This window comes from Nitrospirota bacterium (genome assembly GCA_015233895.1).
Classification (GTDB): domain Bacteria; phylum Nitrospirota; class Thermodesulfovibrionia; order Thermodesulfovibrionales; family Magnetobacteriaceae; genus Magnetomonas.
This window is the reverse complement of record JADFXG010000005.1, coordinates 99,778-115,010: the sequence shown is the minus strand read 5'-3', so window position 1 is coordinate 115,010 and position 15,233 is coordinate 99,778. Positions and strand designations below refer to the sequence as shown.

Below are 15,233 nucleotides of genomic sequence, written 5' to 3'. Positions count from 1 at the left end.
AATTTAGTAAACAATCCTTTGTCTTATACTGCTTCAGATTTCAATATGGATGGCTTTTGTGCCCCATATATCTTTTACGTATTCCATAATTGTCCTGTCACTTGAGAAAAACCCTGTGTTGGCAACATTTAGTACGGAACGTTTGCTCCAAAGAGCCTGATTTTTATACACGTCTGACACCTGTTGTTGAGTTTTTTCATAAGAGGCAAAATCGGCAAGTAGTAAAAAATTGTCGCCGTGTTTAAGAAGTGAATCCACGATGGGTTTAAAAAGATCAGGATCCTCCGGTGAGAAAAACCCTGAATCTATCATATCAAGAGCTTTTTTAAGCACAGGGTTGTTTTCATAGTAGGCATGTGGATTGTAGCCGCCGGCTTTCAGTGCTTCAGCCTGTTTGTCTGTTAAACCAAACGCAAAGAAATTTTCCTTTCCGACTTCTTTTTGAATTTCTATATTTGCTCCATCCAGTGTGCCGATTGTCAGTGCGCCGTTAAGTGCAAATTTCATGTTGCCGGTCCCTGAGGCCTCTGTGCCTGCTGTGGAAATCTGCTCGGATAGATCGGCTGCCGGAAGAAGTGTCTCGGCAATCGAAACCGAATAGTTCTCGACAAAAATCACCCTTAGCTTGTCTCTAACGTCGGGGTCAAAGTTTATCTTCTGTGCTACGGAATTTATTAGTTTAATTATTAGCTTTGCCATAAAATAGCCCGGCGCCGCTTTTCCAGCAAATATAACACTGCGCGGAACCATATCCATTCCTGGATTTTCCTTCAGAGCGTTATAGAGTGTCACAGCATGAATAACATTAAGCAACTGGCGTTTATACTCATGTATCCGCTTAAACTGACAGTCAAACAAGGAATCAACATTAACGCTGATTCGGTTGTGGGCCTCGAAACACTTTGCCAGAGACAACTTGTTTGACCACTTAACCTCACGCCATTTTTCCAAAAAAGCAGAATCCTCAGCAAGCGGTATGAGTTTTTTAAGCTCTGTCAGGTCGCGCACCCACTTATCCCCGATACTTTCAGTGATAAGGGCAGAGAGAGCCGGATTACACAGTCTCAGCCATCTCCTTTGGGTTATGCCGTTTGTTTTGTTATTAAACTTCTTTGGCCACAAAGCATAGAAATCATTAAACAATGATTCCTTTAATATCTCCGTATGAAGAGCGCTCACTCCATTTACCGAGTGACTTCCTACTATGGCCAGATTTGCCATTCTTATGCGCTTTTCACCACCCTCGCCTATCAACGACATGGTTCTTAACTTATTGACATCGCCTCGAAAATGCTCTCTCACCAAATTCAGAAAACGAGAGTTTATCTCATAAATTATTTCAAGATGCCGCGGCAGCACTTTTTCAAAAAGAGACACCGTCCAGCGCTCAAGCGCCTCAGGCATTATTGTGTGGTTTGTATAACAAAATGTTGATGTCGTTATATTCCATGCAGTATCCCAGCCAAGACATTCCTCATCTATAAGAATCCGCATCAACTCTGCTATTGCTATAGCAGGATGTGTGTCATTTAACTGAATTGCCACCTTATCGGAAAAATTATTAAAATCCGCACGGTCAGGATGGTTTTTCTTATACCTTCTTATGATGTCTTGCAGTGTTGCCGAAACAAAGAAATACTCCTGCTTAAGGCGCAGCTCCTTGCCTTCAAATATGTTGTCATTTGGATAAAGCACCTTTGAGATTGTCTCAGTCTGAACCTTATCGCCCACTGCGCTTTCATAATCACCATGCTGAAAATACCCAAGCTCAAATTCACGTGTGGATTTAGCTGACCAAAGCCGCATATTTAACACCGTGTTGTTTTTGTACCCGGGGATAGGAGTGTCATACGCTACTGAGACAACATCCTGAGTGTTTACCCACTCGTGGTGTAATTTGCCTGCTCCATCGATATAGTTTTTCACATTGCCATAAAACTTAACAACATATAAGTACTCTGGCCGCTCTATCTCCCACGGATTACCGTATCTTAGCCAATTGTCCGGAGTTTCTAACTGATAACCGTTTCTTATCCGTTGGAAGAAAATCCCGTACTCATAACGAATCCCGTAACCGTAGGACGGGATTTCAAGCGAGGCGAGCGAATCCATAAAACATGCTGCAAGCCTCCCCAATCCTCCGTTACCTAGTCCCGGATCCCACTCATAGGTTTTTATTTCCTCAATGTCATAACCTATGTTGGACAACGCCTCACCTACTGCCTCCTCTATATCCAGATTAACCAGAGTATTACCCAAAGAGCGCCCAACAAGAAATTCTAATGAGAGATAATACACTCTCTTTGCGTCTTTTTCGTAGTATGTTTGCTGAGTTTTCAGCCACTTATCTATCAGATGGTCTCTTGCAACAAAGGCTATGCACTTATAGCAGTCCCGTTTAGTGGCTGTATACTCGTCTTTTCCCAGTGTGTATTTTAAGTGGTACAAAAAGGACGCCATTATAGCATCCACCTCGGTGCTTATTGTACATTCACTGAGTATGTTTAATTTGTCGTTTTTTAAGTTTTTTTCTGCCATAGTTTCGCCTTAGTTAACAGTCTCCTTAATATTATTTGTAAAACCATCTCAAACAATGGCCAAAACTATAATTCTGATGATAGCTTTGCCATTTTAGCATAAGTCCATAAGTAAAGCAAATATTTTTTTCGGTTTTTAGTACTCATCTTTGACTTTTTACTCTTTTAGATGTAATAATAATGTAACATGATAAGTGCAAATAATTTATACATTTTAGTTGATCTCTTTAGCAAAATTACTTTTTAATCAGGCAGCCCTCTGTGAGGGTTTTAGACGGTGTGATGCGGTGGAGTCTTAAGAGAGGATTTGTAAAGGGTTATGAAATAAGATGGATGTATTGATAGCGGGTGGTGGAATTTCGGGGTTGAGTCTTGCTTATTTGTTGCTAAGGAGCAGACCGGAGCTTGACGTTGCCGTTTATGAGTCAGAGACAAAAACAGGCGGTAAAATTTGGACTGAAAAACATGATGGCTACACGTTAGAGGGAGGGGTTAACGGCTTTTTGGATAACAGGCCTAATACCCTTGAGCTTGCCGATATGCTAAACCTCCAGCCGCTAAGCAGCAGCGACAAAGCCAGAAAACGTTACATCTATAAAGACGGCAAGCTGCGGCAAGTGATGGAATCTCCGCTTGGATTTATGACCTCTGATTTATTAAGCCTCTCAGGTAAACTCCGGCTGCTTTATGAGGCCGTTGCTCCACGTAACTGCCAGGACGATGAGACTCTGCGGGATTTCGCCGTCAGACGTCTGGGACGAGAAGCGTTTGAGACACTCATTGAGCCTATGGCCTCAGGCATTTATGCCGGTGATGCCTCTAAACTATCTCTGAAATCGTGTTTTCCTAAAATCAATAACCTTGAGCAAACATACGGCGGGCTCATACGCGGCATGGTCAGGATGAAGTGGGATGCAAGGAAAAGCAAGCGTGAGGTCTCAGCAGGTCCGGGCGGTAAATTAACATCATTTGAAGGCGGTATGGGCTCTCTTATCGCCGCACTTAAAGAAAACCTTGGCCAGAGGGTTAAAACCAGCACCAAAGTTGTCTCAATAGACAAAGCAGAAAGCGGCTACGTGGTTACGCTTGACAACGGCGAGACAGTAACAGCCGGCAGAGTTGTTTTATCAACTCCGGCATATGCTTCTGCTGAGATACTCAGAGATTTTGATGCCTCTATGACACGCGAACTTGCTCAAATACCGTATCCCAGCGTGGCCGTAGTGTGTATGGGATTTAAGGTGGAGAGTTTCACGCAAGTATTTGACGGATTTGGTTTTTTGGTCCCATCGGTAGCAAACAAGAGGATATTGGGCACGTTGTGTGACTCGTGTATATTTCCAGGCAGAGCGCCTGAGGGTTTTATTTTGCTACGTACCATGATAGGGGGCGCAAGGGCATCTGAGTCAGCCAATAAGAGTGACGCAGAGTTAACGACTCTGGTAATGGAGGAAATTTCCAGCGTAATGGGTATTCAGGGAGAGCCTGAGTTGGCAAGAATATACCGGCACCAGCGCGCCATTCCCCAGTACAATGTAGGACACGCAACAATTTTAGAGCGGCTTCAACAATTGCAGCGAAAGCATTCGGGGCTTTACTTGCACGGTAATTCGTACAAAGGAATAGGGGTAAACGACTGCATAGAAAGCTCCTTTAAGTTATCAGGCGAAATACTGAATTCCATGTAACAGTTAGAATTATTAACAGCATAAAAGGAGGTATTTATTAATGACTGAGCAGGAGATAGTAGATAAGCTAAGGACAGGTAATGAGGTGTTCAAAAAAATCGAGGATGAACACAGGACATTGGACAAACAGATTTATGAATACGACTCAAAGGTCTATCTTACTCTGGATGAGGACATGCACAGGAAGATGCTGCAAAAGGAAAAGCTACAGAGAAAGGACAAATTAGCAGAAATGATTCGGGAGTTCAAAAAGTTTGCAAATTAGTAACTGAAGGGGGTTAGAGTGAGAAGCGATCAGATAAAAAAGGGGCTTGAGCGAGTGCCTCACAGGAGCCTTTTATACGCTACAGGAATACCGCGCTCAGAGATGGATAAGCCGTTCATTGGAGTAGCTACGAGTTTTACAGACATAATACCCGGACATACCGGCATGAGAGACATGGAGCGTTTTATAGAAAAGGGTGTACACACAGGTGGCAGTTATCCGTTTTTCTTTGGAGTTCCGGGAATATGTGACGGGATAGCGATGGGACACAGAGGGATGCACTACTCGCTGCCATCGCGGGAACTGATAGCGGATATGGTAGAGGCTATTGCTAACGCTCATCAACTGGACGGTCTTGTGCTTTTAACCAACTGTGATAAGATAACTCCTGGAATGATTATGGCAGCAGCCCGGATTAATATTCCATCCATAGTGGTAACAGCAGGCCCTATGCACTCCGGTTACCTTAAAGGCAAACGCCTGTCAATGGTTAATGACACTTTTGAAGCCGTTGGAAAATATAAAAGAGGATTGTTAAACGATTCAGACTTACAATCGCTTGAGATGTGTGCCTGTCCGGGCACAGGCTCCTGCCAGGGCATGTACACGGCTAATACGATGGCCTGTGTGACAGAGGCTCTGGGGATGAGTTTACCCTTTTCGGCCACAGCATTAGCCATATCGGCAGAGAAACGGCGTATCGCATTTGAAAGCGGCGCCCGCATAACCGAACTTGTTAAGAAAAACATTACCCCCAGAAAGATAATGACTATGAAGGCTTTTGAAAACGCCATCAGAGTGGACACTGCTTTAGGCGGTTCAACTAACACGGTGCTTCACATACCGGCCATTGCTTACGAAGCCGGTGTAAAGCTCCCGCTTGAGATTTTTAACGCAATAAGCAAGACAACCCCGCACATAGCTAATATGCTCCCCGGCGGAACCAACTACCTTGAGGATCTTCACTACGCAGGAGGAATACCGGCGGTGTTTAAGCGCCTTAGCCACCTGATACACGATCTTCCGACAGTCTCCGGTAAACGCATAAGCGATATAATCCGTACGGCCTCGATCGAGGATGAGGAGGTTATAAGGCCAGTTGAAAAAGCCCATCACAAAGAGGGCGGAATAGCGATTTTAAAAGGCAACCTTGCTCCAGGCGGCGCAGTTGTGAAGCAATCGGCAATCATCGAAAATATGATGGTTTTTGAGGGCACAGCTCGAGTGTATGACTCTGAGGAGTCTGCAATGTGCTCCATTATGAATGGGGAAATCACACCCGGTGATGTTGTGGTGATTCGGTATGAAGGCCCAAAAGGAGGCCCTGGGATGCGTGAGATGCTCTCCTCAACCGCAACAATAGCCGGCATGGGACTAAGTGAATCCGTAGCGCTTATAACAGACGGGAGATTTTCCGGCGGCACACGCGGCCCCTGTATTGGCCACATTTCGCCTGAGGCCATGGAGGGAGGCACTATTGCAATTGTGGAAAACGGCGATAAAATAAAAATTAATATTCCGGAGCGCAGTATAGAACTCCTTGTTGATACAGCTGAGATAAAGCAGAGACTGAAAAAATGGAAAGCACCAGAGCCTAAAATCACAACCGGCTACCTGGTCAGATACGCCCAGATGGTAACATCAGCCGGCACTGGAGCCGTTATGGAGGGCGTTAAACACAAGCGGAAATAAGGTAAGGGATTATAAAAAAGTATTTAATCCGCAGATGACGCAGATAAACGCAGATAAAAAAGTACAAATCTGTGAAAATCTGTGCGAGCTGCGGATTTTACTTTTTTGACGGCAAATTGCTTTTATTAGCAGGGGCAACTGGTTGTGTATAAACGGACACCGACTCTTTGTGTTTGTTTGCAGGCGGGGCCGGGAAAACTGTGTATGTTCCTGGCTGCAAAGTCTTACCGATGATTTGACCCCCTGTGCAGAGAACCTCTTCTGAGTCCTCTGACTCCCGAGTCAGACAAAAACCATTCGGAGCTCCTTCTACTTTTAAGACCACATGCGGTGCGCTTAAATAGACAGATTTAGATATAATTTCCCCGTTTAAGCCATGTTCTCCCCGTACATATGTGCCGGTTATCTCTGCGGATGCCGCTTGATTTACAGCAAACATAAAAAATATGAATATAAAAAAAACTGCTTTCATCTGCCGCTATTTATTTAACACGAGCACTGCACTTTGGCTCAAAAATACTCTTGGAGTTTCCACCAAAGAAAACCCGTGTTCTTCGGCCGTTTCAATTGACGCTTCAAAATCTCGCTCTTTAACGTGCATTTTAGGTTCAGCTATAAACATTTTAGCTCCGGGATTTAACATAGAGCTGACTTGCCTGAATAACCCGCTTTGATCAGGGATTTCATGAACCATCCAAAAGGCAAGTACAAAATCCACCTTTTCACTAACCTCAAGACTGTCCTCCTTGCATCTCACCGGTGTTATACGGTTAGCGACTCCGTTGCGTTTTGCCCTTTTCATTAGCACTTCAAGCATTTTCTGCTGAAGATCAACCGATGTGACGTGTCCGCTGCCTCCGACAAGTTTTGCCATACCAATTGAGAAATACCCCATGCCGCAACCAATGTCCAACACTCTCATGCCGGCTTTCACGTACGGCATCAAGAGTCTTTCCGGCTTATGCACCAGATTTCTAAGCGGATTGTCAAACGTATAAGCCAAATACCACGGACATACGTGATGTTCTTTCAAAGTGTTCTCCTTCTACCTATTTCTATTTTAGTCCCAGTACATCCTGCATATCATAAAGCCCTGCCGGTTTGTTTTTGAGCCATAGAGCTGCCCTTAGCGCACCACGAGCAAAGGTATCACGGCTTGATGCCTTATGGGTTATCTCTATCCTTTCACCCATTCCTCCAAACATCACCGTGTGCTCACCGACGATGTCACCGGCTCTTACAGTCTGGATTCCAATTTCTTTTTTAGTACGCTCTCCAATTATTCCCTTACGCTCATATACTCCAACCTCGTTTAAATCCCTGCCCAGTGACTCTGCTATCACCTGAGCCATTTTAATCGCAGTTCCGCTTGGTGCGTCTTTTTTCAGCCTGTGATGCGCCTCCACTATCTCTATGTCATAGTCATCACCTAGCGTTGAGGCCACATCTTTAAGCACTCTCAGAAGAAGATTGACACCTACCGACATGTTAGGAGCAAACACGATTGGAATTGTCTTAGCAAACTGTTTAAGCTCCTCGATTTGTGCGGCACTAAGACCTGTTGTACCAATGACCGCTGGGATTTTGAGGGAGGCGTAGGTTTTTAAGTTTTCAAGGGTTGCCTCAGCCACAGTAAACTCAATGACCACATCAGCTCCGCGTAGAGCATCTGAAGAATTATTTATAAAAACTCCGGTTTTAGCGCCTCCTGCCACGTCGGCAAAGTCTTTGCCAATTGCACTGTGCCCTGACCTTTCAGACGCTCCGCTAAGGGTTATTTCAGGGTGTTCTGTTGCCAAAACGCCTATCCGTTGTCCCATCTTGCCGGATGCTCCGGCTACCACGACTTTTATCATTTTTTTATTCCTCCTCTATATCTTTGTTATAATCAGCGTTATCGTCATTGAGCGGGCTACCGGCAATCCTGTACTCATCTGCTGCCCACTTGCCCAGATCAGTTAATTTACACCTCTCTGAACAAAATGGCCTGAATGGATTACCATTCCATTCAACATCTTTACTACACATCGGACACTTTACCCTCATCAGGTATTGTGTACGTTATTCTGACTTTTTTTCAAGCGCTCAAGTACAACTGCTGTAACTATTCCGTTAGCCGCTCCCGTAAGTGTCCCTAAAAAGAGTATAATCGGCGTTATTATAAGCATTGCCCTCAAATTTTGAATAAATAAAAAATACGCAGATATTATTTGTCCTAAATTATGAAAGAGCGCTCCAATAAGGCTAAGTCCTATCGGGCTAAATACTCCTGGCATAACCTTATATAGGGCTCCCATAGAGAGCACACTTAACACGCTGCCGCTAAAACTCAGCACAAAAGCCGGTCCTAAAAATGTGCCTGTTATGATTGAGCCCCCTATCACTCTTATCAGTGAAACCGTAAAGGCCGCCTTAAATCCATACAGAATCAGCGTTATCAGTATGATGATATTGGCAAGTCCAAACCGTAACCACGGCACAGGAGTAGGTATAAACCTCTCAAAACCGGTAATCGCAACGGCAAACGCACTTAGCATAGCAAGTGTTAACTTATCACGTTGTTGCATCAACAACACCCCGCTTGTTTTGGCCGTTTTCCTCAACAGTTATAACGGTTCTGTTAGGAAGACAAATTATAGCTCCTCTGTCTATAAACCCCTGTTTGACACATAACTTATTTGGGCAGTCGGCATCTGTTACGGCAACCCGCCCGCCTTTTATCTCTATATCCATAAACTCAAGGTGAATTCGCCTGTCTTCATTAAGCGGATACCGGTAGAGGAGTTTGTTGTTTACCTCTATTTTTACTACCGCTCCTTTGGATACCCCGGCAGAAACATAAAAGAGAGCTGAAACCGAGGCGATTATAAGGAGTAAAAACAGTGCCACATCCGCGTAAGTCAGTGGCTTAATGAGAGTTTTAGCGCTCAAATTCCTCTTTCAGGTTGTCCGTTATATAGGTCGTGTTATCGCTGTATATCAGAAATGCCTTAAGATTATGTTTTTTTATAAATTCAAGACCCTTTTCTTTTCCCATCACAAAGACTGCATTGTCAAGGGAGTCGGTAATAAACCCCTCTGGGTTAACGATTGTTACGCTTTGGAACTCCGTTGCCGGATAGCCGGATTGAGGCACTAATATATGGTGGTAGCGGTGGTTTCCCTCAATAAAAAAGCGTTCATAGTCGCCTGCTGTTGATACAGCCAGGTCTTTGAGTTTTATAATTCCCACAAGATCTGAGGGAGTCCCGCGGGGGTTACGTATACCAATATACCACGGGCTGCCATCGGGCTTTGTGCCGAAGGTTTTAATATCTCCGGCTATTGCAACTATCCCTGAGGTTATTCCCTCCACTTTAAGCACCTCTGCAATCTTATTTGCAGTATATCCTTTGGCATTGCCCCCAAAATCAAGCATCATTCCCTTTAGTTTAAGCATAACTGAGGAGTTTGCCTCATTTATCATAATGTTTTTATAATTAACCAGTGGAATCCGTTTTTTTAATTCATCATCAGAGGGTTTAACTGCCCTCTTAAAATCCCAAAGCACCATAAATGCTCCAACTGTTGGATCAAAAGCTCCTCCGGTTAACTCTGAGATTTCCACAGTTTTTTTCACTAATTCAAAAGTATCCTTTGACACCTGCACGGGTTTAATGCCGGCATTTTTATTAATAAGTGAGACCTCGCTATCTGGCGAAAAGAAACTAAAAATATGGTCATAATACTCAATTTTCTTAAACGCCACATCTATGGCTTTCTCAGCCTTTTCCTGACTCTCTGAAACAACAGTAATCGTAATGGCGGTATCCATAGCGATTTTCGTTTTCTTATATATCTGCGTACCGCCCTTACCGTGATGCGTATGACTGACAAAAACAAACAAACCAGCCAAAGCCGTCGTAACTAAAAGCGCAAACACAATTTTTAATATAAGTTTCAAACAGGTCTCCTCTTTGAATTATACATTATCAGCTTGTGTTGTTGTATAGTGTGATATGAAGAAACCACGGTTTTTTGGTATTATAAAAAGATTCATAAAGTAAAAACAAAAAGATTACAAATGTAAATTCTCAGATTAAATTACCCTTTCGTTATGCCGACTGCTATCTTAGACTGCCAGTACGTGCCGCTCACGTTTAAATCGCTGCTGCTTTCATACTCTTTTGATTGATTGGTTCCGTATTTACTGTTTGTAAGGTTTTTATAACCAACCACACGCTTTTCCTGAGCTCCGCTTTCCACATTTACTACGCAGTATGTGTAAACCGCTATACCACGGTTTATCTGGCATGACACCTTGCTTATGTTGTTGCCCGTGTTTGTGGTTGTAAAAACAGCAGGGTTAGTGCTTGTCAATGTAATTGTCGCTGTTTTCGTTGCAAGCAATGTCTTTGTTTCTGAGTTGTCCGATTTAATATACAAATAATACTTAGTGCTGCTGACCTTAGAGTAAGCCGTGTCATATCCAACCTCGTTAACCTCTTCTGAGAGCGTTACCTCGGTCAACTCATAAAACAAGACGATATATTTGCTGCCCTGATAATTATCAAAGCCTAAAATGTGTAGCTCATTGCTGCCGCTCTCCGTACGGGTTGCTCCGGCTGGAATTGTTAAGACATCTACTTGTACACCGGGACGCCCGCCACTACAGTAATTCCCCTTGCGTACTGTAAAATCCGCATTCCATTTTCCAAAATCCTCACACTTTACCCCACCGCTAAAACTGTCCGTACATTGCCCATCCCAACCTGTACAGGAGCCATGGCAAAGGTCGGTTTCCGTATCTGATACTATCGGTGTGTTGAAAGGATAAATGCTTAAATCGTCAAATGACTCCTCAACTTTGATGTTATATGATAAGTTCTCAATTGTAATATCTCCAATTTCAAGAGTCTCATAATATGTTGTATTTTCTACTCTTACGCCGATTTGCTGTGAGCTATACCGATCTATTGTATGCGTTGTATGTATGCCATACCAAAACTGCCCGCCTACAAAACACTGGCCAATTGCATAACAGGGGCCATAAATGCTCAGGTTTTCAGAGCTTGCCACTGTCAGTGTCACAAGCCTTGAGATAAACCCGCTTTTGGTTTGCACTTTCCTTTTTGTTAACAGTAGTGCATTTGTTGGTGAAACAACTGCTATAACCCTGTGGTATTTCCATGTGTAGCCGTCCTGTTCAGGGTTGCCAGTTTCGTAGTCTGTCCAATATGTTGAACTGATTATATCTGCTCCGGTGACACTTTCCCTGTACTTTATCCACTGTGTTTGGAAACTGCGGTTAGTGGGATATGCTCCGATATAACACATACACGTGCCCAGCACATCTGTTTTGATTGCATAATAGCAGCTTGTTATTTCGTTATCATCATTAACGATATAGTTTCGCCGTGCCTTACGTGTGCTGCTCATTCCTTCATCAGGATTCCATGCGTTGTTAGCTCCGATTATATAAGTCTGTCCTTCGCCGCTTGAATACGTGCCGCCCCAGCCTTTTTCCATGCCGTCTATATCATCCCAACGCTCGGAAAATCCAAACTTATCCGCTACAGTAGCTATACTGTTGTTTTTATCTTCGCTGCCCTGAATTACAAGAGCCGTTCCGTTATGATATTTACTTACCTTAGCGCCAGGAGCCTCAAGCTCAAGCAGTGTAAAATCACTTCTTATGGTATATTGTTTAACAACATAAAACACAGAGCTACCCTCTTGGTATTGTGTGCTGTCATCAATTATAAGTAAAATTACAGACTCCCCACAGCTCTTAAGGCCGTCCAACCGGCCAATTATCTTTAAATTCGTTTTATCCTCATCACTAAGGTCATAGCTGACATATACCTGGTCGTTCTTTTCAAATGCCATAGAAGATCCCTCAAGAGCGCCATTAGAGCGCTTAGTCATATCGTCCTGACAGTTGTAATAAAAGATTATATTTTCAAATGTTTCATCGGTTTTGTTCTTGTCCTCATCGAGGATGGTTATATTAGCGGTGTCGTTATCGCTGTCTATAGAGTCAATTTGAGCCCAAAGAATGCGGAGGTTGCCCCAGTTGCTTGAGCCGGTGTAGGTTTCTAATTTCATATTGCTCAGTGCCTCGAATTATTTTAAAGTGTTACCTTAATAGGAAGAATGAAGTCAACCCCTCTGTCCAATGAGTACGCTACAGCACTGTCAGAAAGCGTATCGTCTTCTGGCTCCTGATTGCTCTCATCCACTATCCTGCATTTGTGCATCGTGATGTAGGCCTCAGTGTCCTCGGCTTTCAGCTTACTTGGGCCCCCTTTATGAATCAACACCCTGTCGCCGTTTTTCCATTTAACAAAATCAGAGCATTTTAACCAGAGTCTTTTCCCCTTATAAGTAACATACCAGTGGAGCTTGTTGCTGCCTTGCCATTCATTTTGAAACTCAAAGCCGTCACCTCCGGCATCAACTGTGGACTTTACATACTTATAGTCCACATACACAGCTTCTCCGCTTTTTAAATCCACAGAATTCTGTGATACCCTTATCAGTCCTGTTGCGGCGTCAAAATCATAGTTTCTTTTTACATATTTATACCACACTGTTACGAAATCATATTTCCACATGGAGCTCTTTGCCGGGACTGTTATCGTCCCTGAGGTTGTGTCAATACTGTAATCGCTTGCTGAAAATGAGTTTGAATCGCTCTGAACATACACGATAGCGCTTACGATGTCTTTGTGTTTCAGGGTTTGTTTGGATTTTACCTGTACAGTCTCAGTGGCAGAGTAGCTGTAGTTTGGAGCTACTTTTTTACCGGAGCTATCGTAAACCGTAACAGATTTTACATTGTTGTTGGATAGTGCCGTATATACCCCGCTCTGTAAATATATACGCTCCTTTGACACGCTTTTTGTCTCATCATTTATCAATCCGCATCCTCTCACGACCCCTGAGGTCAAACACTTTGTTTCAAAATATGTCCAGCCAATCAGAAGCGGATTGCATCTGCCGGAGTAATCCAGCAGATTAGCATATGCCACTATGTATTCACCTGGGAAAAAACAGAAAGACGTGCTCTTGTAATCAAATGTGATACTCCACTTTCCGTTATGTACCCAGAACCCCGCAGATGAGTCAGTTGGAATTTCACCTGTCACGCCTGCATAGTTGACTGAAGAGTAACAGCCCGATATCTCAGAATTTATATATACGCTCGTTAGACCGCACAGCGATGGTATTGTTACATTTAACGTTATGCTGTCAAGGTAGTTTCTCTTTTTTTGAGTTTTATATGTGCCTTTTTTAGAGTCATACTTCATAGATTGGCTTGTGTAATAGTCCTGAGACCATTTAATTTGCTTAATACATTCCGATATGCACTCGTAATCATTAAATGACTCTGGCAACCGTGTTATAGAGACAGAGCCATCGTCCTGGTCTTTAATCTCATCACAAGCGTCACAACAGTACAGGCAGTCTATAGGCTCCTTGCCAACTGGTAACAGATAAGCCACAACATTAGCCGTGGTACAGTCGGTGTTACCGCTTTCACACATTGAGGCTGTCAACGTTACCCCGTCAACGTTATCAGTTGAGGTGTTTACTATGTCTGTGGCGGTAACACTTTTAAGACACGATGGGGGATTACAAATACCAACGTATTCAAACTTTTTCTTTTCGATGTGTGCTGTAAGTTTAAATTTGCTCATAGGTTTGCCTTTTTTTTATTTTTTTGGTATATTAAAAATATGGACGACAAAAAAGTGATAAAAGAAGTTGTTATTGAGGCTCTGGAGCAGGTTATACCACAGTTGGTAGAAGCCATTGATAAGAGAGTTGCTATTAAGTTTGAGGCTTTTGAGGAAAAAGTAGATGCTAAGTTTGAGGCTTTTGATAAAAAAGTTGATGCTAAGTTCGAGGCTTTTGAGGAAAAAGTTGATAATAAGTTTGACGCTTTTGAGGAAAAAGTTGATGCTAAGTTTGACGCTTTTGAGGAAAAAGTTGATGCTAAGTTTGACGCTTTTGAGGAAAAAGTTGATGCCAAGTTTGAGGTTTTTGATAAAAAAGTAGATGCCAAGTTTGAGGCTTTTGAAGGTAGAGTGCGCCATATAGTACGTGAGGAACTTGATAACTCCTCTTTTTCAGTTGACCGTCCTTTTAAACTAACAAGAGTATCATAGTTTTTAACCACTGGTGGTGCTTTCCTCCGGCACTGTGAACTCATCGTTTTTAATGGTATCGCTCTCTGAGTCCTGATAACCAGTCTTTTTCATTTTCAATTTGTATTTTTTCTTAGTTATGAGGTCTCCGAGATATAGCTGTCCGCTTGAGTTGGTTGTTCCGATGAATTGATAACCGTCACCGTCGTTTTTATCAATATATACGCTGACGCTTTCAAGGATTTCTTTACTGCAGGCATCTTTTATAGTCAGATACGTTGCCCGCTGCGTGCCTGAACCTGTGAAATCTATTGTTTTGCTGCCTTTGCGGTCATCTGTTGAGGCGATAACCAGAACTTTCACTGTCTCTTTACACGTGATTTCAAGGGAATCGTACGTAGCCGTAAAGGAGCATTTAAGCACTCCGGTTGTCACTTTTGAAAAAGTGATGGTTTTACCGCTTACTGTAAAGGTGTCAGAGCCCTCATGGTTTCCCGACCACTCTGCACTTACCGTGCCTGATGGTTCTGAGCTTAATGAGGCAGTCTTACTTTTAACTACAGACACATACTCCTCAATATCCTCATTCACTGTTCCCTGATTTGAGACAGAACCCTCGTTGACCCAAAGAGACGGACTCTTTCCACCCGGATAGAGTTTGTAATATGCGGTATCATCAACGGGAACAAATGATACCTTTGTGCCGTTTTTAGTAGTGTCCGATTTAAACGTGAATTCATGGCTACCGGTGGTACCTCCAACTTTAAAATCTACCGAATGTGATGCTGTTTTCTCTGTTGATTTTGTATTATTTCCGTTTGTGCCCAATGTTTACTCCTCTTATAAAGTCTTTTACTCTTAATTAATTATCCGATATTTTGCTGGTATTTTTGTGATAAATCTGATAAAAGCGGCTAAA

The 15,233-nt window shown here is 43.0% G+C and carries 15 protein-coding genes; 4 read left to right on the top strand and 11 right to left on the bottom strand.

Annotated features, from left to right (window positions below):
• Window positions 1-33 precede the first annotated feature (33 nt).
• Window positions 34-2,538 (bottom strand): glycogen/starch/alpha-glucan phosphorylase, encoded by a 2,505-nt coding sequence (locus HQK88_06000; GenBank protein ID MBF0616355.1) that lies wholly within the window; start codon window positions 2,536-2,538, stop codon window positions 34-36.
• A gap of 328 nt (window positions 2,539-2,866) precedes the next feature.
• On the opposite strand from HQK88_06000, the gene hemG reads away from it, so the two are divergent.
• The 3 genes from hemG to ilvD are packed head-to-tail and all read left to right on the top strand — an operon-like array spanning window position 2,867 to window position 6,182.
• On the top strand, window positions 2,867-4,225 hold the full coding sequence (hemG, locus tag HQK88_05995; GenBank protein MBF0616354.1) for a protoporphyrinogen oxidase: 1,359 nt from the start codon (window positions 2,867-2,869) through the stop codon (window positions 4,223-4,225).
• Between the two features lie 40 nt (window positions 4,226-4,265).
• On the top strand, window positions 4,266-4,490 hold the full coding sequence (locus HQK88_05990) for a YdcH family protein (GenBank protein ID MBF0616353.1): 225 nt from the start codon (window positions 4,266-4,268) through the stop codon (window positions 4,488-4,490).
• An 18-nt stretch (window positions 4,491-4,508) separates the two neighbouring features.
• A complete protein-coding gene (ilvD, locus tag HQK88_05985) occupies window positions 4,509-6,182 on the top strand; it encodes a dihydroxy-acid dehydratase (protein MBF0616352.1) in 1,674 nt (557 codons plus the stop codon).
• Between the two features lie 97 nt (window positions 6,183-6,279).
• On the opposite strand, the gene HQK88_05980 is transcribed toward ilvD, so the two are convergent.
• From HQK88_05980 to HQK88_05940, 9 genes are all read right to left on the bottom strand, one after another.
• The gene (locus HQK88_05980) at window positions 6,280-6,654 is read right to left on the bottom strand and encodes a hypothetical protein (GenBank protein MBF0616351.1); all 375 of its coding nucleotides are present in this window, start codon (window positions 6,652-6,654) and stop codon (window positions 6,280-6,282) included.
• Between the two features lie 6 nt (window positions 6,655-6,660).
• Window positions 6,661-7,215 carry a methyltransferase domain-containing protein gene (locus tag HQK88_05975; GenBank protein MBF0616350.1) on the bottom strand — a complete coding sequence of 185 codons (555 nt, stop codon included), beginning with the start codon at window positions 7,213-7,215 and terminating at the stop codon, window positions 6,661-6,663.
• Window positions 7,216-7,237: 22 nt separating this feature from the next.
• The gene (gene dapB, locus HQK88_05970) at window positions 7,238-8,038 is read right to left on the bottom strand and encodes a 4-hydroxy-tetrahydrodipicolinate reductase (protein MBF0616349.1); all 801 of its coding nucleotides are present in this window, start codon (window positions 8,036-8,038) and stop codon (window positions 7,238-7,240) included.
• 4 nt (window positions 8,039-8,042) lie between these two features.
• Window positions 8,043-8,228 (bottom strand): DNA gyrase inhibitor YacG, encoded by a 186-nt coding sequence (locus HQK88_05965; GenBank protein ID MBF0616348.1) that lies wholly within the window; start codon window positions 8,226-8,228, stop codon window positions 8,043-8,045.
• The gene (locus tag HQK88_05960; GenBank protein MBF0616347.1) at window positions 8,228-8,749 is read right to left on the bottom strand and encodes a Gx transporter family protein; all 522 of its coding nucleotides are present in this window, start codon (window positions 8,747-8,749) and stop codon (window positions 8,228-8,230) included. Before HQK88_05960 ends, HQK88_05965 begins: the two co-directional genes overlap by 1 nt.
• A complete protein-coding gene (locus HQK88_05955; protein ID MBF0616346.1) occupies window positions 8,736-9,113 on the bottom strand; it encodes a NusG domain II-containing protein in 378 nt (125 codons plus the stop codon). Before HQK88_05955 ends, HQK88_05960 begins: the two co-directional genes overlap by 14 nt.
• The gene (locus HQK88_05950) at window positions 9,103-10,125 is read right to left on the bottom strand and encodes an FAD:protein FMN transferase (protein MBF0616345.1); all 1,023 of its coding nucleotides are present in this window, start codon (window positions 10,123-10,125) and stop codon (window positions 9,103-9,105) included. The genes HQK88_05955 and HQK88_05950 overlap by 11 nt, the downstream gene beginning before the upstream one ends.
• A 140-nt stretch (window positions 10,126-10,265) precedes the next feature.
• Window positions 10,266-12,269, bottom strand: coding sequence for a hypothetical protein (locus HQK88_05945; protein ID MBF0616344.1), 2,004 nt, complete (start codon window positions 12,267-12,269; stop codon window positions 10,266-10,268).
• Window positions 12,270-12,292: 23 nt separating this feature from the next.
• Window positions 12,293-13,864, bottom strand: coding sequence for a hypothetical protein (locus HQK88_05940; GenBank protein ID MBF0616343.1), 1,572 nt, complete (start codon window positions 13,862-13,864; stop codon window positions 12,293-12,295).
• Between the two features lie 39 nt (window positions 13,865-13,903).
• Between HQK88_05940 and HQK88_05935 the strand changes: the two genes are divergently transcribed.
• Entirely contained in the window at window positions 13,904-14,335 is a 432-nt protein-coding gene (locus tag HQK88_05935; GenBank protein ID MBF0616342.1) for a hypothetical protein, read from the top strand.
• A gap of 3 nt (window positions 14,336-14,338) precedes the next feature.
• Here the strand turns inward: HQK88_05935 and HQK88_05930 are convergent, their stop codons facing one another.
• The gene (locus tag HQK88_05930; GenBank protein MBF0616341.1) at window positions 14,339-15,142 is read right to left on the bottom strand and encodes a hypothetical protein; all 804 of its coding nucleotides are present in this window, start codon (window positions 15,140-15,142) and stop codon (window positions 14,339-14,341) included.
• Window positions 15,143-15,233: the final 91 nt, after the last annotated feature.

Excerpts from the sequence above, each read along its gene's own strand:
- HQK88_06000 (MBF0616355.1), bottom strand. The coding sequence starts at position 2,538 with ATGGCAGAAAAAAACTTAAAAAACGACAAATTAAACATACTCAGTGAA.
- hemG (MBF0616354.1), top strand. The coding sequence starts at position 2,867 with ATGGATGTATTGATAGCGGGTGGTGGAATTTCGGGGTTGAGTCTTGCT.
- HQK88_05990 (MBF0616353.1), top strand. The coding sequence starts at position 4,266 with ATGACTGAGCAGGAGATAGTAGATAAGCTAAGGACAGGTAATGAGGTG.
- HQK88_05980 (MBF0616351.1), bottom strand. The coding sequence starts at position 6,654 with ATGAAAGCAGTTTTTTTTATATTCATATTTTTTATGTTTGCTGTAAAT.
- dapB (MBF0616349.1), bottom strand. The coding sequence starts at position 8,038 with ATGATAAAAGTCGTGGTAGCCGGAGCATCCGGCAAGATGGGACAACGG.
- HQK88_05965 (MBF0616348.1), bottom strand. The coding sequence starts at position 8,228 with ATGAGGGTAAAGTGTCCGATGTGTAGTAAAGATGTTGAATGGAATGGT.
- HQK88_05960 (MBF0616347.1), bottom strand. The coding sequence starts at position 8,749 with ATGCAACAACGTGATAAGTTAACACTTGCTATGCTAAGTGCGTTTGCC.
- HQK88_05945 (MBF0616344.1), bottom strand. The coding sequence starts at position 12,269 with ATGAAATTAGAAACCTACACCGGCTCAAGCAACTGGGGCAACCTCCGC.
- HQK88_05940 (MBF0616343.1), bottom strand. The coding sequence starts at position 13,864 with ATGAGCAAATTTAAACTTACAGCACACATCGAAAAGAAAAAGTTTGAA.
- HQK88_05935 (MBF0616342.1), top strand. The coding sequence starts at position 13,904 with ATGGACGACAAAAAAGTGATAAAAGAAGTTGTTATTGAGGCTCTGGAG.